Genomic DNA, 20,262 nt, shown 5'->3' on the forward strand with positions numbered 1-20,262 from the left:
GGCGGACCTCGCCGCCTGCCCTCGCGACGGCAGGCTGTGGTCAGTCCCGCGCCGGCGGTTGCTCGCCGAGGGGCACCACCGCCACGGTCAGGCGCGAGATACAACTGAGCTTGCCATCGTCGCCACTCAGACGGATGTCCCACACATGGGTGGTACGGCCGACGTGTACCGGCCGCGCCACCGCCGTCACCCGCCCGCTGCGCAGGCCGCGCAGGTGATTGGCGTTGACCTCCAGGCCGACGCAATAGAACCGACTGCTGTCGATGCACAGGTAGCTGGCACTGGAGCCCAGGCTTTCCGCGAGAACCACCGAGGCGCCGCCGTGCAACAGCCCATAGGGTTGGTGGGTACGGGCGTCCACCGCCATGCTCGCGGTGAGGGACTGCTCGTCGAAGGCCTCGAAACGGATATCCAGTCGCTCGCCGATGGTGTTTTTCTGCAAGGCGTTGAGCGAATCGAGATCGGGGGTTTGTCGCCACAGGCTCATGGGGTCGTTCCTCTAGAAACCGGGTTGCCGAAGGGTGTCGGGGCAGCCAGTCCCCTCCAGCCGGACATGATGCCGCGCCTGGGCGGCAAGCGGCCAGCGCTCACTCATGCCAGAGCACCGCCTCGCGACGTTCCTGCCATTCCTGGAAACGGCCACCATAGGCGGTTTCCACCACGTTGCGTTTGATCTTCAGGGTTGGCGTGAGGAAACCGTTGTCCACGCCCCAGATGTCCGGCACCAGCACCAGGCCCTGGAGCCGCTCGTGTTTTTCCAGGGCGCGATTGACCTCGTCGAGCAGGCCCTTGAGGCTGCTCTCCAGCGCGCCGCGCCCGGCGTTGGCGGCCTCTCGCCGGCCGACCTCGGAGAGCACGCAAAGCGCCAGGGGTTGCGGCATGCCATCGCCCACCACGCATACCTGCTCGATCCGCGTGTGGGCGGCCAGGCGGTTCTCGATGGGCGCGGGGGCGACGTACTTGCCCTTGCTGGTCTTGAAGATTTCCTTGATCCGCCCGGTCAGCCTCAGGTTGCCATCGGCGTCCTGCTCGCCCTTGTCGCCGGTGCGCAGGAAGCCGTCGTCGGTGAGGGCCTCGGCGGTCTTCAAGGGCTCCTTGTAGTAGCCCTGCATCACCGTGCCGCTGCGTACCTGCACCTCGCCGTCCTCGGCGATGCGCACCTCCACGCCGGGACAGTTCTGGCCGATCCAGCCGGCCTTCTGCCGGCCCGGCAGGCAGAGGTGGGAGTAGCCGCAGTTCTCGGTCATGCCGTAGACCTCCAGCACGTCCAGCCCCAGTCGCCGGTACCATTCCAACAACGCCTGGGGGACCGGCGCGGCGCCGCACAGGGCGTAGCGCAATTGGTCCAGGCCCAGGCCGGCGAGCACCTTGCGGCCGACCAGGCGGCCGATGATCGGCAGCCTCAACAGCCGGTCCAGCCGGCGCGCCGAGACCTTGGCGTACACCCCCTGCTGCAATTTGCTCCAGATCCTTGGGACGCCGAAGATCAGCGTCGGCCGAGCACGTCGCAAGTCTTCCAGGAAGGTATCCAGGCTGTCGGCGAAGAAGATCGTCTCGCCGGCGTACAGCGCGCCCATTTCCACCACCATGCGCTCGGCCACGTGGCACAGCGGCAGGTACGATAACAGGCGGTCGTCCTCGCCGACTCCGAAGAGTTCGGTGGCGTGCCCGGCGGCGAAACCCAGGTTACCGAAGGCGTGCATCACTCCCTTGGGCATGCCGGTGGTGCCGGAGGTATAGATCAGCGTGGCGAGGCGATTGCCCGGTGGGCTGGGGTTGTCGCGGATCGGCGCGCAGACCTGCAACGCCTCCCAGTGGTGATCGAAATGGCCCTCGGGGTGCAGCGGCAGCGCCACGCTGGGTAGGCCCTCCGGCATGCCCGGCGCCATCGCCGGCCAGTCGTCGAGCTTGCCGATCAGCACCAGCGCCGACTCGGAATGCTCGAGCACCTGGCGCATCGCCTCGGCGGTGAGGTTCGGGTAGAGCGGGACCGAGACGTGCCCGGCCATCCAGATCGCCAGGTCGGCGACGATCCAGTGCGCGCAGTTCTTCGACAGCAGGGCGATCCGGCTGCCCGCGGGCAGTTCGCGTCCACGCAGCCAGCAAGCGGCTCGCCGGGCCTGTTCGCCGACCTCGCCCCAGCTCAGCTCCTCCACCCGTCCATCGGCAAGAGGCTGGACGAGAAAGCGTTTGCGGGGATGGCGGGCTTCGCGTTGGTAGAACACGTCCAACGGCAACCGGGGTGATGGGTTCACAGGCGTCCTCCTTGTTATTTTTGTGGGATGACCGAGCAACTGCTCGGGCGAATATTCCACGCAGGCCAGGGAGGCGCAAGTTACGAAATGTAGCCCGCCCGCAGGCTGCCGATGCCTGGCGCTGCGCGGGGATCGAGGCAAGTCAGCCGTGCACGGCGCCTTTGACGGAGGCGCGCTGCGCAGGCCGATCGATCCCCGGAGTCGGGGAAGGACGGCGGGCAGAACAGGGAGGGTGGACCAGGCTCAGTCAGGCGAATGCAGCGCCTGCAAATCCATGCCGCCAGCCAGCAGCAGTTCGCCGCTCAGCTCGGCCAGGTCGGCGGTGCCCATGGGGAGCGGCTGTTGCACATGGCCGTGCAACAGCAAGCTCAGCAGAGACCCGACGAAGGGCTGATGGGTGACCAGCAACCATTCCCCGGCACGATACTCGGCGAGCCGGTCCAGCGCTTGGCGCGGCACGCTCTCCGGGGTGATCCACGGCAGGGTCACCACCGCATCGCGGAAGCCCAGGGCTTCGCGGACCAGCGCCGCGCTCTGCTGGGCACGCACGTAGGGGCTGGCGAAGATCGCCTGCAACGGCCGGCCCTCCAGGTGGCGCGCGCTGCGCAGCACCGCCGCGCGGCCGGCGGGCGTGAGGCGGCGCTCGGCGTCGCTGCGCGCCTGCGCCTCGGCTTCCCCATGGCGTAACAGCCAGAGCTTGACCGTCATGGGCGGGGCGCCTCGTCCGCCGCCGGAACGGCGGGCGGCGGCTGGCCGGCATCGCCGTCGACCGGGCGCGGCGCGGGCCAGTCGGCGAACGGCCAGGGTTTGCGCTCGGTATTGAAGGTGCCGAAGCGGCCGATCTGCGCCAGGTACTGGCTGAGGCTGTCGCCGAACCCGAGCAGCCCCGCGTTGGGCGCGGCGTAGATCAGGCGATGGCCCAACTGCAGCAGGACCACGGCGACGAGCACCAGTTCGGCCACTTGCCAGACAATGACGAAAATCACCATCCACAGGATGCGCAGCAGGAGGGTTTCGGAATGCTGGCCGTCGCGCGGTTCGCTCATGGGAATACCTCGTTCGATCGGGATACCTGGCCGCGACGGCGGCTCAGAATCCGCTGGTGGAAATGAAGTCGACGTCGGTCTTGGGCTCGGCGCTCATCAGCACCTCGATCACCTGGGTCAAGGTACGCCCCTCGAAAAGGATCGCATGCAGGCCCGCGACCAGCGGCATGTAGACCTGAAACTCCTCCGCGCGGACCTTGAGCACCTTGAGGGTGTTCACCCCTTCCGCCACCTCGCCCAGGCGCGCCACCGCCTCGTCCAGCCCGAGCCCCTCGCCGAGGGCGAAGCCGACCTGGTAGTTGCGGCTCTTCGGCGACGAGCAGGTGGCGATCAGGTCGCCGACCCCGGCCAGGCCGAGGAAGGTCATCGGGTTGGCGCCCAGCTTCACCGCGAAGCGGGTCATCTCGGCCAGGGCCCGGGTGATCAGCATGCTGCGGGTGTTTTCACCCATGCCCAAGGCCGCGGCCATGCCGGCGATGATCGCGTAGACGTTCTTCAACGCCCCGCCGAGCTCGACGCCGAAGCGGTCGCGGCTGGCGTAGACCCGGAAGGTGCGCCCATGGAGCGTCTGCTGCACGCGCTGGCAGAGCCTGTCGTCCTCGCTGGCGATCACGCTGGCGGTCAACCCGTGCTCGGCCACCTCGCGGGCCAGGTTCGGCCCCGAGAGCACACCGATGTGCGCCTGGGGCGCGATTTCACCGAGGATCTCGCTCATCAGCTTGAAGCTTTGCGCCTCGATACCCTTGGTGGTGCTGACCAGGAACTTACCGGGCAGATGCCCGGCCACCGGCTCCAGGACCTTGCGCAGCGCGCTCGAAGGCAGCGCCACGAAAATCAGCTCGCAGGCCTCCAGCACCGCCGGCAGATCGTTGAGCGGCTCGACGCCGGGATGAATCTTCACGCCGCGCAGGTAGCGCGGATTCTCCCGGTTGGCGCGAATCGCCTCCGCCTGGTCCGGGTCGCGCATCCATTGCCATACGCGCTGGCCGTTGCCCGCCAGCAGGTTGGCGATGGCGGTACCGAAGCTACCGCCGCCGAGGACCGCTACGGGTCGTTGCTGCTCAGTCATGACGAATCCATCCCATGCCATCGAATGGCGAACCGCCGCATTATACGGAGGCGCGGGCGGCCGAACAGTCGGCCGAGACGCGTCGGGCACTGGCAAAGCCGGTCCGCTCGGTTAACATTCCTGAAACATCCGTCAAGAAGTGATCCCCCTTGCCGTCACGTTTTCCCATGCCATTCACCCCCTTCCCGGTCCGGGTGAGCGCACCCGGGGCCTCGTCGAGCCCACTGCGGGAGCCTGGTCTTCGGCGTCCCCCGGCCCGTCGGCCGGGCACGGCTACCCCATGAGTCTTCGGCGAGACTGGAACATCCACGCCCGCACCCAGTTGATCGCCCTGGGGCCGGCCTTGCTGCTGACGCTGTTGTTGACCGGGTTCCTGACGTTCACCCGGCTGCAGGAGTTGCGCCAGGAACTCGACCAGACCGGGCAATTGATCGCCGACCAGCTGGCGCCGGCCAGCGAATTCGCGGTGCTTTCCGACAACCTGCCGTTGCTGGAAGGCCTGTTGCGGGCGACCCTCGATACCCCGCACGTCCGCTTCCTGGAGGTGCGCGACCGGCGCGACAAGGTGCTCGCCCACGTCCAGCGCAGCCCGGAAGCCGCTCTTGCCGATTCGTCGACCGATGTGTTCCATGCGGCGATCCGCCTGCAACGAGCCCCTCAGGAAAACCAGCCGCCAGCCCCCGTCAGGCAGGCGAGCCATCACCTGATAGACGACTACCTCGGCCGGGTGCTGGTGGGCATGTCCAACGACGCCTTCAACAGCCGCCAGCAGGCCATCCTGACCAAGGCGATCCTCCTCGCCCTGTTCGCGCTGTTGCTGACGTTTTTCCTGGCGCGGCAACTGGCGACACGCCTGTCCCGACCGATCGCCGCCATGGGCCGCGCCGTCGAGGCGATCCGGGCCGGCGACTATCGCACCAGCGTTCCAGTGCTGGACGACAGCGAGCTCGGCGAGCTGGCCCGGCATATCAACGATCTCGCGGCGGCCCTGCAGCGGGCGAGTTCCGAGCAGGGCCGGACCATCGACGAACTGATCCGCGCACGGGAGGACGCCGAGCAGGCGAACCGCGCCAAGTCCGACTTCCTCGCCATGATGAGTCACGAGCTGCGCACCCCGATGAACGGCGTGCTGGGCATGCTGCAACTGCTGGAAACCACCCGCCTCGACCCGGAGCAGACCGAATACGCCAACCTGGCCACCGAATCCACCGAACACCTGCTCAAGGTGCTCAACGACCTGCTCGACTTTTCCCGCCTCGAACGCGGCGTGCTGCCCCTGGAACACCTGCGGTTCGACCTGCTGGAACTGGTCCACGAATCGGTCCAGGTGTTCCAGCAGAGCGCCCAGGAGCAGGGCCTGGAGCTGAACCTGGACATCCAGCCGGGCCTGGAAGGCATCCAGGCGAAAGGCGACCCGGCGCGGATACGCCAGATTCTGGTCAACCTGGTCGGCAACGCCTTGAAGTTCACCGAAGCCGGCGCCGTGCGGATCGAAATCCGCTGGATGCCCCTGGACACCGAGACCCTGCTGTTCACCTGCGCTGTGCAGGACAGCGGAATCGGCATCTCCCGGGAGCGCCTCGAATACATGTTCGACGCCTTCCAGCAGGCCGACACCTCGATTTCCCGGCGCTATGGGGGAACCGGCCTGGGCCTGCCGATCGCCCGGACCCTGGCCGAGCGCATGGGGGGCACCCTGCGGGCGCACAGCGAGGAAGGCCAGGGCTCCACCTTCATCCTGGAAATCCCCCTGCCGTTCCGCCTGGACGCGTCGGCCCACGCCGACGTCCGGCGCTGGGACACCGAGGCCGGAGAAAACCGCCAGGTCCTGCTGGTGGAAGACAACCCGATCAGCCAGACGGTGATCGAAGCCATGTTGCGCAGCCTCGGCTACCGGGTGAGCCTGGCGGGGGACGGCATGCAGGCGGTGAGCAGCGTGCAACAGCACCGCTATGCGGCGGTGCTGATGGACTGCCGCCTGCCGCTGCTCGACGGCTACGCCGCGACCCGGCGAATCCGCCAGTTAGTGGGCGAGGAGCTGCCGATCATCGCCCTCACCGCGAATGCCGGCAGGGGCGACCGCGAGGCCTGCCTGGCGGCCGGGATGAACGATTACCTGGCCAAGCCGTTCAAACGAGCAGACCTGCAACGCGTCCTGGCGCTCTGGCTGCCCCGGCCCGCGGAATGACCCGCTTGGCGGCCCGGGCAAGAGTGTTACAGTGCGCGCCAAATACCGAACGCCGAACGCCGAACGCCGAACGTCGGCATGATCCGCGACAATACGCTCGCTGAAGTTGTTGTGTACACCTGTGCTCAGAGCGCTGTGACTTTCACTACAACGCAACAGTCTATGACTAGGCTGCGGCAGATGCGGACCCGACGGCGCGCGCCGTCGGGTCCGCCGCCCCTGCCACACAGGGACCATTGAGGAGCTCGCATGACCAAACAAAACGCCTATTCCCGGGAAGACCTGCTGCGCTGTAGCCGCGGCGAACTGTTCGGTCCCGGTAATGCGCAACTGCCCGCGCCGAACATGCTGATGATCGATCGCATCGCCCACATCGGCGAAAGCGGCGGCAAGTACGGCAAAGGCGAAATCGTCGCCGAGCTCGATATCCATCCCGATCTCTGGTTCTTCGCCTGCCACTTCGAGGGCGACCCGGTCATGCCCGGCTGCCTCGGCCTCGACGCCATGTGGCAACTGGTCGGTTTTTACCTCGGCTGGCAGGGCAACCCCGGTCGCGGCCGCGCCCTCGGCTCGGGCGAGGTCAAGTTCTTCGGCCAGGTCCTGCCGACCGCCAAGAAGATCACCTATAACATTCATATCAAACGCACCATCAACCGCTCGCTGATCCTCGGCATCGCCGATGGCACCGTCAGCGTCGATGGTCGCGAGATCTACAGTGCCGAAGGCTTGCGCGTCGGCCTGTTCACTTCTACCGACAGTTTTTGAAGGATTTCCGCATGCGTCGCGTCGTGATCACCGGTCTGGGCATCGTCTCCTGCCTGGGCAATGATAAAGACACCGTCTCCGCCAACCTGCGCGCTGGCCGTGCGGGCATTCGCTACAACCCGTCCTATGCCGAGATGGGCCTGCGCAGCCAGGTCTCCGGTTCGGTCGAGCTGAATCCGGAAGAGCTGATCGATCGCAAGTTGTTCCGTTTCATGGGCGACGCCGCGGCCTACGCGTACCTCGCCATGCAGCAGGCCATCGCGGACTCCGGCTTGAGCGCGGACCAGGTGTCCAACCCGCGTACCGGCCTGATTGCCGGTTCCGGCGGCGCCTCGACCATCAACCAGATGGAAGCCATCGACACCCTGCGGGAAAAAGGCGTCAAGCGCATCGGCCCATACCGCGTCACCCGCACCATGGGCAGTACCGTCTCCGCCTGCCTCGCCACGCCGTTCCAGATCAAGGGCGTGAACTATTCGATCTCCTCGGCCTGCGCCACCAGTGCCCACTGCATCGGCCAGGCGATGGAGCAGATCCAACTCGGCAAGCAGGACGTGGTGTTCGCCGGCGGCGGCGAGGAAGAACACTGGAGCCAGAGCTGCCTGTTCGACGCCATGGGCGCCCTCTCGACCCAGTACAACGACACCCCGGGAAAAGCCTCCCGGGCCTATGACGCCAAGCGCGACGGCTTCGTCATCGCCGGCGGCGGCGGCATGGTGGTGGTCGAAGGGCTGGAACATGCCCTGGCTCGCGGCGCGAAAATCTATGCCGAGATCATCGGTTACGGCGCCACTTCCGACGGCTACGACATGGTCGCCCCGAGCGGCGAAGGCGCGGTCCGCTGCATGCAGCAGGCACTGGCCACCGTCGACGGCCCGATCGACTACCTGAACACCCATGGCACCTCGACGCCGGTCGGCGACGTCGCCGAGATTCGGGGCGTGCGCGAAGTGTTCGCCGACAAGGCGCCGCTGATCAGCTCGACCAAGAGCCTGTCCGGCCATTCCCTGGGCGCGGCCGGCGTGCACGAGGCGATCTACTGCATGCTGATGATGGAGGGCAAGTTCATCGCGGCCTCGGCCAATATCGATGAGCTGGACCCGGAAGTCGCCGACCTGCCGATCCTCCGCGAAACCCGCGAGAACGTCACCCTCGACCGGGTGATGAGTAACAGCTTCGGCTTCGGCGGCACCAACGCCACCCTGGTGCTGAAACGCTGGCAGGGCTGATGCCCCTCGCCGTGTCTTCCGCGAGGAAGGCACGGCACTCCCCTCTCAATCTCGCCGCCCTCCCCCTCGCATCCTGCGGCCGCAGCCCGACGATCCGGTGTCAGCGGACGTCGAAATGCTGCTCGGCGAGCAAGCGATCGCCCTGGAACACCAGGAAACGCCACTCCCCCTTGACCATTTCGTAGGGTTCGGTGAACTCGAACGCCATCACGTCGCTCGGCGCCTCCACCACCAAGGCCTGGGTGACCTCGAACTTGTCGTGGCGCTGACCATCCGCGCCGATCACCCCTGGCGTCAGGTACAGCAGGGTCAAGGGAGTGTCCCCGGTCCGCTTGCCGACTAGCCGGTAGCGCATGCCGAACTTGGTGCCGAGGGTGGCAGGAATGCTCCGGGTCGGCTCGATCGGTTGGTTCTCCCGGGTCAGCACCCGCTCGCCGGGCTGGAAATGCGTGTACTGACTGACGAAGACACCGACCTCCGGCGCTCCCTCGATGCTCACCTCCGCCAGACACAGGCTGGAGGCCAGCCCACAGGCCAGGAACAGGCTCCAACGGGAAAGACTCATCGCGCACTCCTCGGCTAAAAGCGCGAGGCTAGGCAACCCGGATGACCGCCTGATGACAATCAGGGCGCCTTCTGCACCTTCTTCGGCAACACGTCGAGGAAGTTGTCCCGCGCCACTCGCCGCGCGACCTTTTCCGGCAGCGCATCGAGGAAGGGGTCGAAGCCCCGCATCAGCTCGCCCAGGCTGTCGAAACGGCCGACCACGTCCGAACCGAGCATGAAGCGTTCGGGATAACGCGCCACCAACGCCAGCCACTGCGGATCGGGACGACCCCTTTCATCCAGCAGGTAGGGGTCGAGCACCGACCAGGAGAGGTCGACATAGAGGTTCGGATAATCGCCGAGCAGGCGTTCCAGGGTCGGCAGGAGAAAATCCAGGCGCTCCTGGTGGCGGTGGAGCTCCATGCTGCTGCCCGCGTGGGCCCAGATGAAGCGCACATGGGGATGATTGCGCAGCGGCTCCTCGATCTCCTCCAGATACAGCGGGTTCTTTTCCCGTTTCGAGGTGATGTTCGAGTGCAGCATCACCGGCAGGTCGAATTCGGCGGCCAAGTGATAGACCCGCATCATCGCCTCGTTATTGGCGCGCGGGGTGTCACCATGGATCAGCGCGGTGAGGTCGTCGTGGCGGGTGAACACCTCGCCGATGCCCTGCCAGAGGCCGGGATCCAGCTCCAGCATGTTGCGGATCAGCGCGTCGGCGTTCTTGTCGCTCGGGTTGAAACCCGAGAGGAACGGATGGAAGCGCTGGCGCTGGGTCGGCGGCAACTTCTTCAACGCGGCCGCGACCAGGGTATCGGTGGCGCTGTACCAATAGGCATCGGCGTCGTCGCCGGCGTAGTACCGCGGGCGCTTAGGTTCGTCCTCGTGCCAGGTCTTCGCCACCGGTATCCCGGAAATCATCGCGTGTTCGATGCGGTTGGCATCCATGGCCTTCAGCAATCCGGCCATGCCGTCGGTTTCCTGGAAAAAATCGACGTAGTGCAGGTGCGCGTCGCTGTAGCGGTATTCGCGCGCCTCGACGCAGCAGGCAGCGAGCGCCAACAGGGCAAAACTTAAACGGATCAAGGACATACTCCTCGGGATCAAGGCTTGGATAGACCCTGGGGGAAGAAACCGGGTTCAGTGAATGTCGTTGGCGTTCCAGGCCTATGGATCGTCGTCCATCCGATAAGTCGCCACTGGCGGCGCTCCGGATTCTGTTGGCGAAAGCAGCGCGGGCCCTGAAATCGACCGGCGAACCGCCCGGATTCGGTTGTCGCCGCGCATAGGCGGCCTCGACCGATCACCGATAACACCTCACCACACCGCCCTTCGCGTGCCGCACCCCGCGCTTCAGCAGCTTGAAGGACGCCATGGAATCCACCCCGGCGGTGCTCACGGGCTGTTTCACTGTAAGCGAAGTCCGATCCAACCCGCCCCCGCCGGTCATTCGCACGCAAGCCTCGGCCAAGGTGATGGCCGAATGCATACCCTGCGGGAGCCACCACCGGCGATCGCCACTCGGTGCTCGCATCCGACGCGAAACGGTCTACGTACCTGGTGGATGTCGTGCCCAGCGCCGAAGACTCGCGGGCCACTCATCACTTCCTTCGCCAATGGACATCGCCGCCAGACCGGGTCGGACGCGCAGTACAGTCCTGCGCAACCTCGATCCCAACGCCCTGAGGGCGCCGAAGGGCGACCCGGTCGCTTGTAGGGTCGGCCCCGCCTTCGCGGGCCACGAAGAAGCACTGCCGGAGCGGATAGCAGCGCAACACTCCCAGGCAAGCCCTCGCCAAGGCGGTGACGGCCTCAGCCCTGGGTGATCTCCCGGATGCTCTGGCTGAACAGCGGGTCGCTCAGGTACGCCACGTTGAGCCGCGTCCAGGGCGCGGCGTGCTTCGGCTGCGTGGAGAAAATCGCCCCCGGGGCGAGCATGACGCCCCGCGCCAGGCACTGGCGGGTGAGCAGGTTGGCGTCGTCGATGCCTGGGAAGCGCGCCCACAGGTAGAGGCTTTGCTCCGGCCGGCAGAACACCTCCGCGCCCAGTTCGTCGAGCAGCTTCAGCCCCTCGGCGGTGGCGTGGCGGAGACGGTCCTGGAGGCGCGAGAGATGCCGCAGAAAATGCCCTTCGCCGAGGATCACCTCGACGGTGCGCTCGCTGTACTCGGCGCCGCTGTTGTGCAGCACCATCTTGATGTCGGCCAGCTCCTCGATCCGCTGCTTGCTGCCGGCGATGAAACCGACGCGCAGGGCGGCGGAAATGGATTTGGAGAAGCTGCCCACGTAGAGGGTTCGCTGCAACTGGTCCAGGGCGCTGAGCTTGATCGAGGAACTGGGCTTGAAGTCCGCCATGGCGTCGTTCTCCACCAGCAACAGGTCGTAGGTTTCGGCAATCCGCAGCAGTTGATGGGCCTTGGCCGGCGAGAGGTCGGAGCCGGTCGGGTTGTGGCCGATGGATTGGAGAAAGAACAGCTTCGGCCTGTGCGCCCTGACCAACCGCTCCAGCACCTCCAGGTCGGGACCATCCGGCTCGCGGGGTACGCCGAGCATGTGCGCGCCCTGTAACTGGAGCTTGCCGAACAGCGGATAGTAGCCGGGGTCTTCGACCAGTACCGGGTCGCCCGGCGCTACGTAGCGCCGGATGATCAGGTCCATGCCGTGGTTGGCGCCCAGGGTGGTGACCAATTGGCGCGGCGACAGCGGAATGCTGTAGTCGGCGAGCTTCTGGATCAGTCGGGTGCGCAAACCCGGATTGCCGAAGCGCGTGCCGTAGCGGAACAACGTGGTCACGCCGGCACGCACCACCTGCCGGTGAAACTTGTCCAGGCGCATGTCCATCAGCCACTCCACCGGCGGGAAGCCCTCGCCCAGGTGGGAATGCCCGGGGTCGCGGACGAACTGCTGGCGCATCATCCAGATGGTGTCCAGCGCCCGGTTGTAGGGCTGGCTTTCCTCGTCCTCGACCGGCGTGGCGATGTGCTTGATGACGAAAAAGCCTTGCCCGTGCCGTGCCTCCACCAAGCCTTTCGCCGCCAGGCTCTCGTACGCGGTGATCACGGTGTTTTTCGAGTGGCCGTGCAGGCGGATGTATTCGCGCAGCGAAGGCAACTTGTCGCCGGCCTTGAGGGCACCGTCGGTTATCTGCTGGGCGATGGCAGCGGCAACCTGCTGCGCGAGTGTCTGGCGAGCCATATCGAAATCCGCGATGGGTACATGAGGGGTAGCTGTCCGGCAAAACTGTACCTTCTTTAAAGGATACAGATGCGGCAATTTGTCACCAGCCAATAACAAATGACTCTTCTAAGGAGCGCCCCATGCCTGTCGATTCTCGCTTGCCCAACTTCCGCAGCCTGGCGCCCGCCCAGCGTCTCGAACACCTCCAGCAACTCCTGGGCCTGGGCGCCGAGGACGTTGCGCTGTTGCGGGACGCCGGCGCGCTGTCGCTGGAAGTGGCCGACGGGATGATCGAAAACGTCATCGGCAGGTTCGAGCTGCCCTACGCCATCGCCAGCAACTTCCGCATCAATGGCCGCGACGTGCTGATCCCGTTGGTGGTGGAAGAGCCGTCGGTCGTCGCCGCCGCCTCGTTCATGGCCAAGCTGACCCGCCCCGCCGGCGGTTTCCTGACCTCCAGCAGCGAACCGCTGATGCGCGCCCAGGTGCAGATCGTCGGGGTGAGCGACCCCTTCAACGCACGCCTGAGCCTGCTGCGCGCCAAGGACGAAATCATCGCCCTGGCCAACAGCAAGGACCAGGTACTGAACAAGCTCGGCGGCGGGTGCCGCGACGTCGAGGTGCACACCTTCGCCGACAGCCCACGCGGCCCGATGCTGGTGGCGCACCTGATCGTCGACGTGCGCGACGCCATGGGTGCCAATACGGTGAACACCATGGCCGAGACGGTCGCCCCCCTGATGGAGCGCCTCACCGGCGGCAAGGTGCGCCTGCGCATCCTTTCCAACCTGGCCGACCTGCGCCTGGCCCGCGCCCAACTGCGGATCGCCCCGGAACACCTGGACACCGCCGAGTACAGCGGCGCGCAGGTCATCGAAGGGGTGATCGACGCCTACACCTTCGCCGCCATCGACCCTTACCGCGCGGCAACCCATAACAAGGGCATCATGAACGGCATCGACCCGCTGGTGGTCGCCACCGGCAACGACTGGCGCGCGGTGGAAGCCGGCGCCCATGCCTACGCCTGCCGCAGCGGACACTACGGCTCCCTGACCACCTGGGAAAAGGACAGCGAGGGCCACCTGGTGGGCACCCTGGAAATGCCCATGCCGCTCGGCCTGGTGGGCGGCGCCACCAAGACACACCCGCTGGCGCAACTGTCGCTGCGCATCCTGGGGGTGAAGACCGCCCAGGAACTGGCGGAAATCGCCGTGGCCGTCGGACTCGCGCAGAACCTCGGCGCCCTGCGGGCCCTGGCGACCGAAGGCATCCAGCGCGGCCACATGGCGCTGCACGCGCGCAACATCGCGCTGTCGGCGGGCGCCCGGGGCGAAGAGGTGGATTGGCTGGTCAAGCGCATGGTGGAAACCAAGGACGTGCGCGCCGACCGCGCCGAAACCCTGTTGCGCGAAAAGCGCGGGCAGTGACGATGGACGCCGTCAGGTTGGTGGAAGTCGGCGCGCGGGACGGTTTGCAGAACGAGCCACGCAGCCTGGCCGTCGACACCCGCGTGGAACTGGTCGAGCGGCTGGTCCGGGCGGGGCTGCGCACCCTCGAGGTGGGGGCGTTCGTCTCGCCACGCTGGGTGCCGCAGATGGCCGGCTCCGATGACGTCGTTCGCCGGCTTGGGCGACGGCCCGGCGTCACCTACACCGCGTTGGTGCCGAACCTCGCGGGGCTGGAGCGGGCGCTGGCGTCCGGCTGCCAGGAGGTGGCGGTATTCGCCGCGGCGTCGGAAGCGTTTTCCCAACGCAACATCAACTGCTCCATCGCCGAGAGCCTGGAACGTTTCCTGCCGGTGCTCGCCACGGCCCGCGAGGCCGGTGTGAAGGTGCGCGGCTACGTATCTTGCGTGCTGGGCTGCCCGTTCACCGGCGACGTGCCGGTGGCGGACGTGGTCCGCGTCACCCGCGCGCTCCACGACATGGGCTGTTATGAGGTGAGCCTGGGCGACACCCTCGGCCGCGGCACGCCGGCGCGCACCCGCGCGCTGGTCGAGGCCTGCGCCCACGAGGTGCCGGTCGCCGCCCTGGCCGGGCATTTCCACGATACCTACGGCATGGCGGTCGCCAATGTGCAGGCCGCGCTGGACGCCGGCGTGCGCGTGTTCGACAGCTCGGTCTCCGGCCTCGGCGGCTGCCCGTATTCGCCGGGCGCCACCGGCAACGTCGCGACCGAGGAGCTGGTGTACCTGTTCGATGGACTGGGCTTGGCGACCGGGGTCGACCTGCCGTCGCTGATCGAGGCCGGGGCCTTCGTCGACGAAGCGCTCCAGCGTAGCACCGGCTCGCGGGTCGCCCGGGCCATGATCGCCAGGGCGGGCCTCGAAGCTGCCTGAAACCCACCGGTTGCGCGTATAAAAGCTGCGCCTATAACAACAACGGAGAACCTATGACTCCTCTCGCAGAAACACTCGCGACGCTCGGCAAGACCCTGGGGCCGCTCAAGGGCGTGACCATTCTCGACCTCACCCGCGTGGTGGCGGGCCCCTACTGCGCCATGCTGCTGGCCGACATGGGCGCGACGGTGATCAAGATCGAGCATCCCCGGGATCCCGACCTGACCCGCGAATTCCCGCCCATGAGCCGCGACCCGGAACAACCGCGCAGTGGTTTTTTCGCCCAGTACAACCGCAACAAGATGGCAGTGAGCCTCGACCTGAAGCAGCCCGAAGGCAAGGCGACCTTTCTCGAAATGGTGCGCAAGGCGGACATCGTCATCGAGAACTTCCGCCCCGGCGTCATGGACAAGCTCGGCCTCGGCTACGCGGTGCTGAAGCAGGTCAACCCGGCCCTGGTGTTCACCGCCATCAGCGGCTTCGGCCAGCACGGGCCCAATGCGTCGCGCCCGGCGTTCGACAGCAGTGCCCAGGCGAGCGGCGGCCTCTGGTCGATGAACGGCACGGTGGAGGAACCGATGCGCGTGGGGACCGTGCTCGGCGACCTCGCCGCCGCGCTCTATGCGGCCATCGGCACGCTGGGCGCCCTACGCGAAGCGGAAAGCAGCGGCATCGGCCAGCTGGTGGACATCTCGCAGCAGGACGCCATCGTCTCGCTGACCGAGAACGCCCTGGTCACCTACACCGAGACCGGGACGGTGGTGAAGCCCGAGGGCAATGGCCACCCCTTCGTGAAACCCTACGGACGCTACGCCTGCAAGGACGGCTTCGTGTTCTTCGGCGCCTACACCGACAAGTTCTGGCGCGAGGCCTGCATCGCCTTCGGCGACCCGGACATGGCCACCGACCCGGACGTCGACACCATGGCCAAGCGCTTCGAACAGGACACCTACCTGCGCAAGGTCAAGCCCACGGTCGAGCGCTGGTGCGCCGCCTACACCAAGGCCGAGCTGGAGGCCATGACCGGGGACCGCTTCCCCTTGTCGCCGATCAAGACCATGGACGAGGTGGTCGCCGATCCGCATCTGCGCGAGCGCGACATGGTGGTCTCGGTGGACTACCAGGGCACCCCGTTCGAAGTCTTCGGCAACCCGGTGAAGCTTTCCGGCGGCACCCTCGAGCGAGGTGCCAGCGCACCCGGCGTGGGCCAGCACAACCAGCGGATCTACCGCGAATGGCTGGGGCTGGAGCAGGCGGAGTACGACGAACTGGTCCGGCTGGGGGTGATCTGATGATCTTTTCAGCCCCCCGATTCGAGGGCGTGCCCGGTCACAGGGTGGACCGCTCATGAGCCTGCTCAGCCCGTCGATCAAGAGCCGGATCGGCACCTCGTTGCCGCCACTGCGCTTCGAGGTGACCCGCAGCGACCTGCGCAAGTACGCGGTCGCGACCGGCCAGCGCCAGGCCCGCTACCTCGAGGGCGACGAAGCCCCGCTGCTGTTCCTGTTCAGCGTGCTGATGCCGATACTGCCCCTGGAGCAGCTGCTGGAAGACGGGCGCCAGCCGGACAGCGCCTTGCTCCCCGAGCTGCCGCTCAAACGCATCATGGCCGGCGGCAGCGAGTACGAGGTGCACCGGCGGATTTTCGCCGGCGATGTCCTGATGCTGCGCCAGACCCTGGCGGATATCTACGAGAAACAGGGCGCGGAAGGCCCGTTGATTTTTCTGGTGTTCGAAAACCGTTTCGAAAGCGAGACGGGCGAACCCCTGGTCACCGAACGCCTGATCCGGATCGCGAGGTAAGCATGCTCGAAACCCATTTCCCGGAGGTCGGCCAACGCCTGCCGGAGCGGCATTACAGCGCGGGCACGGTGCAGTTGTTCCTCTACAACGCGGCCATCTGGAACCCCCATCGGATCCATTACGACCTGCCGTACACGCAGCAGCAGGAAGGCCACCCCGGGTTGCTGGTGGACGGCCCGCTGCAGGGCGACTGGTTGACCCAACTGGTCTACGACTGGATGGACGAGGCCGACGAGTTGCTGGCGTTCAGCTACAGCAACCGGCGCGCGGCCTATGTCGGCGACGAGCTGGTGGCCGGCGGCGAAGTCAGCGCCGTCGAAGGCGACCGGATCACCCTGAAATTGCAGTTGCTCAACGCGCACGGCCAGGCCACCACCCTCGGCCAGGCCACGCTCAGGCGAGCCGCGCCGCGCTGAGGATCGCCCGCGGTCGCTCAGCCGAAAAAACGCCGTCCACCGGATGGCGCATTCCTCGATAACAACAAAAAGGCCCGACGGGCCGGAGGACACCATGAATCAACCTCTCGCAAAGCCATACGGGACGCCGATCCCCGTTCCAGCGACGGCAGGCGCCCCGCTGAACCTCTACGAAGTCTGGGGCGACACGGTGGCGGGACGCGACCTGATGCTGTCCATCCTCATTGGCGGCGCCGTCAGCCTCGGGACCTTCGGCATCGCCCACGTGTCGCTGCACAACCTGGTGGACTCGGTGCAGATGGCCAAGGCCTATTCCATGCTGGTCGGCATCCTCGGCTGCCTGGCCGGCGGCGTGATCAGCGCACGGCTGTTCAAGCCCAAGCGCGAAGTGCTCGAACAGGTGGTCGACCCCGCGTTCCGCGAGCAAGTGGTGGCCGAGTTGCTGAAGGAATACGGCAGCCTGGGGCGCCTCGAAGAGGTCACCCCCCACGTGATCGACGAGCTGCACGAACTGGGTCTCTATGAACTGTTCCGCGAGGCCCAGACCCGCGAGGAAAGCGCACGCGCCGCGGAGGCCGCGGCCGAGCGCCAGGTTCCGCTCGGCGCCGGCCTGGTCGGGGGGCGTCCGTGATGGAAGGCTTGCTCTATGAAATTCTCATGGCCTTCGCCCTGGGCCTGCTCGGCGCGGTGGTGTTCGCGGCCATCGGGCTGGTGTCCGGTACCGACGAAACCACCACCCTCGCCCCCCTGACCATGCTGGTGGTGCTGCTGGGCGCCCCGCCTGCCGGCGTGTTGACGTTCTTCCTGGCCGGCGCCGTGTCCAAGCACATGACCCATGCCGTGCCGACGGCACTACTGGGGATACCGGGCGACACCGCCGCCACCGCGCTGCTGGCGGACGCCAATTACCTGCGCCGGCTGGGCGTGCCGCACATCGCCCTGCGCAAGATGATTTCCGGCGCCGCCGTGGCGGCGGTGATCGCCGTGCCGTTCTCGGTCCTGTTCGCCGTGCTGCTGGCGCCGTTCGGCGACCTAATCAAGGAGTTCGCGCCCTGGGTGTTCCTTTGCGCGGCCCTGACCATCGCCTACTTCTCGGCCGGTCGCTGGGCCGCGGTGCTGGCCCTGGTGCCCTTCGTGCTGGTGATCGTGGCCCTGCAGACGCTGACCGCCAAGTACGGCGTGAAGCTGGCGGTGAGCTACTTCCTCGGCATCGCCGTGGCGCCCCTGATCGCCTCGCTGTTCGCGCTGCTGGCGCCAGCCGAGCGCGAGCGGATGCGGCGCGACGAGTACCGCCTGTTCTCCCTGGCACCGGACGTGAAGGGCTGGAGCGGCTACTTCCCCAACCCGTTCAAGGTGATCACCCCGAAGCAGACCCGCATGACCGCCGTGGCGGCCAGCGTGTCGAGCGCCACCTTCGTGTTCAGCCCGGTGGCGATGACCGTGGTCATGGGGGAAATCATCGGCTCGCGGATCAAGCAGGCCTATGACCGCCTGACCACCGTCATCACCGCGCGTAACGGGGTGACCGAGTCCACCTACATCGCCGAGACCCTGATCCCGCTGATCGCCTTCGGCCTGCCCCTGAGCCCGGTGGCCGCCGGCCCGGCCGCGCCGCTGTTCAACGCGCCGCCGCGCTTCTTCGTCGACAACGCCACCGGCCAGATCAACAACCTGCACAACCTGCTCGGCACCTATGAGTTCCTCGGCTACGGCATGCTTTCGGTGATCATCGCGATCCTGGTGGCCTACCCGTTCACCATGAACTTCGCCCACCGAGCGGCCTCGTTCGTGGCGCGCAAGGTCAGCCACGAGTCGGTGATCGCGACCTTCATCGGCCTGGTCATGGTGATCGGCATCTGGGAGGGCGGCCTGCTGGGGGTGATGGTGATCCTCACCATCGGTTTGCTGGGCGGCTTCCTGGCACGCTTGATCGGTTTCAACATGGGGGTGCAGTTCATGGGCTACTACACCGCCGTGCTGACCGTGCCGGCGATCGTCGCACTGACCGGCGCCTGACGCTCGAGCGGGCGCCCCGCTCCTTCCAACCTCGACACTTTTCATCCGAACGCCGATTCCGCGATGGGTCGCCCGACCCGCGTGGACGGCGGCTGCCTGCAAAAAAGGAATAATAAGAATGAACGTCCTTTTCAACGCCACACCCGCCCGCGCCAACCTGGGCTCCAAACTCTGCGTCACCTGCCTCGCCTTCAGCGCCGGGAACACCTGGGCGCAGGATTTCATCGACGATGCCAAGGCCGCGCTGACCCTGCGCAATTTCTACATCAACCGCAACTTCGTCGATCCCGCCTACCCCCAGGGCAAGGCGGAGGAATGGACCCAGAATTTCATCCTCGACGCGCGCTCCGGCTACACCGCCGGGGCCCTCGGGTTCGGCGTGGATCTGCTGGGGCTCTATTCGGTGAAGCTCGACGGCGGCAAGGGCACCGCGAACACCCAGTTGTTGCCGGTGCACGACGACGGCCGGCCGGCGGACGACTTCGGGCGACTGGGGGTCGCGCTGAAGGCCAAGTTTTCCCGCACCGAACTGAAGGTCGGCGAATGGGCGCCCATGCTGCCGGTGCTGCGCTCGGACGACGGCCGCTCCCTGACGCAGACCTTCCGCGGTGCCCAACTGACCTCCCAGGAGATCGACGGCTTCATCTTCTATGGCGGCCAGTTCCGCGGCAACAGCCCGCGGAACGACGCGAGCATGGAAGACCTGTTCATGAGCGGGCGCCCCACCGCGACTTCAGACCGCTTCAACTTCGCCGGTGCCGAATACCTGTTCAACGACAAGCGGACCCAGGCCAGCGCCTGGTACTCCGAACTCGAAGACGTCTACCAGCAGCAGTACTACAACCTCGTCCACAACCAGCCGCTAGGGGACTGGCTGCTGGTGGCCAACCTCGGCTACTTCGTGGGCAAGGAAAACGGCGGCGCCCTGGCCGGCGACATGGACAACCGCGCCACCTCGGTGATGCTGTCGGCCGCCACCGGCGGCCATACCCTCTCCCTGGGCCTGCAACGCATGATGGGCGACACCGGCTGGATGCGGATCAACGGCACCGCCGGCACCAGCCTGGCCAACGACAGCTACAACTCCAGCTACGACAACGCCCGCGAACGCTCCTGGCAGGTGCGCTACGACTACAACTTCGCCGCCGCGGGCATCCCGGGGTTGACCTTCATGACCCGCTACATCAGCGGCGACCACGCCCACGTGGGCGACGTGACCGATGGCAAGGAATGGGGCCGGGAATCCGAACTCGCCTACGTCGTGCAGAGCGGCACTTTCAAGGCGCTGAACTTCAAGTGGCGCAACTCCAGCCTGCGCAGGGACTTCAGCAGCAACGAGTTCGACGAGAGCCGGCTGATCCTGAGCTATCCGCTCTCGATCCTTTGAGGGGCCGAAGACGGGGCCGGCGGCGCA

The 20,262-nt window shown here is 66.7% G+C and carries 19 protein-coding genes; 11 read left to right on the top strand and 8 right to left on the bottom strand.

The window, feature by feature from the left end:
• Positions 1 to 40: 40 nt before the first annotated feature.
• The 5 genes from OGL92_RS08950 to OGL92_RS08970 form a co-directional block, all read right to left on the bottom strand.
• Positions 41 to 487, bottom strand: coding sequence for a hotdog fold thioesterase (locus OGL92_RS08950; protein WP_263142884.1), 447 nt, complete (start codon positions 485 to 487; stop codon positions 41 to 43).
• Between the two features lie 100 nt (positions 488 to 587).
• Complete coding sequence (locus OGL92_RS08955) at positions 588 to 2,255, bottom strand: AMP-binding protein (protein ID WP_263142885.1); 1,668 nt, start codon at positions 2,253 to 2,255, stop codon at positions 588 to 590.
• A 243-nt stretch (positions 2,256 to 2,498) separates the two neighbouring features.
• Positions 2,499 to 2,963 carry a histidine phosphatase family protein gene (locus tag OGL92_RS08960; RefSeq protein WP_263142886.1) on the bottom strand — a complete coding sequence of 155 codons (465 nt, stop codon included), beginning with the start codon at positions 2,961 to 2,963 and terminating at the stop codon, positions 2,499 to 2,501.
• Positions 2,960 to 3,301 (bottom strand): DUF4389 domain-containing protein, encoded by a 342-nt coding sequence (locus tag OGL92_RS08965; RefSeq protein WP_263142887.1) that lies wholly within the window; start codon positions 3,299 to 3,301, stop codon positions 2,960 to 2,962. The genes OGL92_RS08960 and OGL92_RS08965 overlap by 4 nt, the downstream gene beginning before the upstream one ends.
• Positions 3,302 to 3,344: 43 nt before the next feature.
• Entirely contained in the window at positions 3,345 to 4,370 is a 1,026-nt protein-coding gene (locus OGL92_RS08970; protein ID WP_263142888.1) for an NAD(P)H-dependent glycerol-3-phosphate dehydrogenase, read from the bottom strand.
• A gap of 280 nt (positions 4,371 to 4,650) precedes the next feature.
• Between OGL92_RS08970 and OGL92_RS08975 the strand changes: the two genes are divergently transcribed.
• The 3 genes from OGL92_RS08975 (at position 4,651) to fabB (ending at position 8,552) form a co-directional block, all read left to right on the top strand.
• Positions 4,651 to 6,558, top strand: a complete 1,908-nt coding sequence (locus OGL92_RS08975; RefSeq protein WP_263142891.1) for an ATP-binding protein — start codon at positions 4,651 to 4,653, stop codon at positions 6,556 to 6,558.
• 249 nt (positions 6,559 to 6,807) lie between these two features.
• The gene (fabA, locus tag OGL92_RS08980) at positions 6,808 to 7,323 is read left to right on the top strand and encodes a 3-hydroxyacyl-[acyl-carrier-protein] dehydratase FabA (RefSeq protein ID WP_263142892.1); all 516 of its coding nucleotides are present in this window, start codon (positions 6,808 to 6,810) and stop codon (positions 7,321 to 7,323) included.
• 11 nt (positions 7,324 to 7,334) lie between these two features.
• On the top strand, positions 7,335 to 8,552 hold the full coding sequence (fabB, locus tag OGL92_RS08985) for a beta-ketoacyl-ACP synthase I (RefSeq protein WP_263142893.1): 1,218 nt from the start codon (positions 7,335 to 7,337) through the stop codon (positions 8,550 to 8,552).
• Positions 8,553 to 8,652: 100 nt separating this feature from the next.
• On the opposite strand, the gene OGL92_RS08990 is transcribed toward fabB, so the two are convergent.
• The 3 genes from OGL92_RS08990 to OGL92_RS09000 all read right to left on the bottom strand — a co-directional run bounded on the left by OGL92_RS08990 (position 8,653) and on the right by OGL92_RS09000 (position 12,293).
• On the bottom strand, positions 8,653 to 9,117 hold the full coding sequence (locus OGL92_RS08990) for a DUF3859 domain-containing protein (RefSeq protein ID WP_263142894.1): 465 nt from the start codon (positions 9,115 to 9,117) through the stop codon (positions 8,653 to 8,655).
• Between the two features lie 59 nt (positions 9,118 to 9,176).
• The gene (locus OGL92_RS08995; protein WP_263142895.1) at positions 9,177 to 10,190 is read right to left on the bottom strand and encodes an amidohydrolase; all 1,014 of its coding nucleotides are present in this window, start codon (positions 10,188 to 10,190) and stop codon (positions 9,177 to 9,179) included.
• A 720-nt stretch (positions 10,191 to 10,910) separates the two neighbouring features.
• Entirely contained in the window at positions 10,911 to 12,293 is a 1,383-nt protein-coding gene (locus OGL92_RS09000) for a PLP-dependent aminotransferase family protein (protein ID WP_263142897.1), read from the bottom strand.
• Between the two features lie 92 nt (positions 12,294 to 12,385).
• Between OGL92_RS09000 and OGL92_RS09005 the strand changes: the two genes are divergently transcribed.
• From OGL92_RS09005 to OGL92_RS09040, 8 genes are all read left to right on the top strand, one after another.
• Positions 12,386 to 13,702: a hydroxymethylglutaryl-CoA reductase, degradative gene (locus OGL92_RS09005; RefSeq protein WP_263143000.1), complete on the top strand. Its 1,317-nt coding sequence runs from the start codon at positions 12,386 to 12,388 to the stop codon at positions 13,700 to 13,702.
• A gap of 2 nt (positions 13,703 to 13,704) precedes the next feature.
• Positions 13,705 to 14,613, top strand: a complete 909-nt coding sequence (locus tag OGL92_RS09010; RefSeq protein ID WP_263142898.1) for a hydroxymethylglutaryl-CoA lyase — start codon at positions 13,705 to 13,707, stop codon at positions 14,611 to 14,613.
• A 53-nt stretch (positions 14,614 to 14,666) separates the two neighbouring features.
• Positions 14,667 to 15,905, top strand: a complete 1,239-nt coding sequence (locus OGL92_RS09015) for a CoA transferase (RefSeq protein ID WP_263142899.1) — start codon at positions 14,667 to 14,669, stop codon at positions 15,903 to 15,905.
• A gap of 55 nt (positions 15,906 to 15,960) precedes the next feature.
• Positions 15,961 to 16,416: a MaoC family dehydratase N-terminal domain-containing protein gene (locus OGL92_RS09020; RefSeq protein WP_263142900.1), complete on the top strand. Its 456-nt coding sequence runs from the start codon at positions 15,961 to 15,963 to the stop codon at positions 16,414 to 16,416.
• Positions 16,417 to 16,418: 2 nt separating this feature from the next.
• Positions 16,419 to 16,832 carry a hypothetical protein gene (locus OGL92_RS09025; protein ID WP_263142902.1) on the top strand — a complete coding sequence of 138 codons (414 nt, stop codon included), beginning with the start codon at positions 16,419 to 16,421 and terminating at the stop codon, positions 16,830 to 16,832.
• A 94-nt stretch (positions 16,833 to 16,926) separates the two neighbouring features.
• Complete coding sequence (locus OGL92_RS09030; protein ID WP_263142903.1) at positions 16,927 to 17,463, top strand: hypothetical protein; 537 nt, start codon at positions 16,927 to 16,929, stop codon at positions 17,461 to 17,463.
• Entirely contained in the window at positions 17,463 to 18,848 is a 1,386-nt protein-coding gene (locus tag OGL92_RS09035) for a tripartite tricarboxylate transporter permease (protein WP_263142909.1), read from the top strand. Before OGL92_RS09030 ends, OGL92_RS09035 begins: the two co-directional genes overlap by 1 nt.
• 118 nt (positions 18,849 to 18,966) lie before the next feature.
• Positions 18,967 to 20,235 (top strand): OprD family porin, encoded by a 1,269-nt coding sequence (locus OGL92_RS09040; RefSeq protein WP_263142915.1) that lies wholly within the window; start codon positions 18,967 to 18,969, stop codon positions 20,233 to 20,235.
• Positions 20,236 to 20,262: the final 27 nt, after the last annotated feature.

Origin of the sequence: Pseudomonas sp. RIT-PI-AD (assembly GCF_025642785.1) — a bacterium.
GTDB lineage: Bacteria > Pseudomonadota > Gammaproteobacteria > Pseudomonadales > Pseudomonadaceae > Pseudomonas_T.

What these genes read in the sequence shown, in the direction of transcription:
- OGL92_RS08950 (WP_263142884.1), bottom strand. Translation starts at nt 487, where the DNA reads ATGAGCCTGTGGCGACAAACCCCCGATCTCGATTCGCTCAACGCCTTG.
- OGL92_RS08960 (WP_263142886.1), bottom strand. Translation starts at nt 2,963, where the DNA reads ATGACGGTCAAGCTCTGGCTGTTACGCCATGGGGAAGCCGAGGCGCAG.
- OGL92_RS08965 (WP_263142887.1), bottom strand. Translation starts at nt 3,301, where the DNA reads ATGAGCGAACCGCGCGACGGCCAGCATTCCGAAACCCTCCTGCTGCGC.
- OGL92_RS08970 (WP_263142888.1), bottom strand. Translation starts at nt 4,370, where the DNA reads ATGACTGAGCAGCAACGACCCGTAGCGGTCCTCGGCGGCGGTAGCTTC.
- OGL92_RS08975 (WP_263142891.1), top strand. Translation starts at nt 4,651, where the DNA reads ATGAGTCTTCGGCGAGACTGGAACATCCACGCCCGCACCCAGTTGATC.
- fabA (WP_263142892.1), top strand. Translation starts at nt 6,808, where the DNA reads ATGACCAAACAAAACGCCTATTCCCGGGAAGACCTGCTGCGCTGTAGC.
- fabB (WP_263142893.1), top strand. Translation starts at nt 7,335, where the DNA reads ATGCGTCGCGTCGTGATCACCGGTCTGGGCATCGTCTCCTGCCTGGGC.
- OGL92_RS08990 (WP_263142894.1), bottom strand. Translation starts at nt 9,117, where the DNA reads ATGAGTCTTTCCCGTTGGAGCCTGTTCCTGGCCTGTGGGCTGGCCTCC.
- OGL92_RS08995 (WP_263142895.1), bottom strand. Translation starts at nt 10,190, where the DNA reads ATGTCCTTGATCCGTTTAAGTTTTGCCCTGTTGGCGCTCGCTGCCTGC.
- OGL92_RS09000 (WP_263142897.1), bottom strand. Translation starts at nt 12,293, where the DNA reads ATGGCTCGCCAGACACTCGCGCAGCAGGTTGCCGCTGCCATCGCCCAG.
- OGL92_RS09010 (WP_263142898.1), top strand. Translation starts at nt 13,705, where the DNA reads ATGGACGCCGTCAGGTTGGTGGAAGTCGGCGCGCGGGACGGTTTGCAG.
- OGL92_RS09015 (WP_263142899.1), top strand. Translation starts at nt 14,667, where the DNA reads ATGACTCCTCTCGCAGAAACACTCGCGACGCTCGGCAAGACCCTGGGG.
- OGL92_RS09020 (WP_263142900.1), top strand. Translation starts at nt 15,961, where the DNA reads ATGAGCCTGCTCAGCCCGTCGATCAAGAGCCGGATCGGCACCTCGTTG.
- OGL92_RS09025 (WP_263142902.1), top strand. Translation starts at nt 16,419, where the DNA reads ATGCTCGAAACCCATTTCCCGGAGGTCGGCCAACGCCTGCCGGAGCGG.
- OGL92_RS09030 (WP_263142903.1), top strand. Translation starts at nt 16,927, where the DNA reads ATGAATCAACCTCTCGCAAAGCCATACGGGACGCCGATCCCCGTTCCA.
- OGL92_RS09035 (WP_263142909.1), top strand. Translation starts at nt 17,463, where the DNA reads ATGGAAGGCTTGCTCTATGAAATTCTCATGGCCTTCGCCCTGGGCCTG.
- OGL92_RS09040 (WP_263142915.1), top strand. Translation starts at nt 18,967, where the DNA reads ATGAACGTCCTTTTCAACGCCACACCCGCCCGCGCCAACCTGGGCTCC.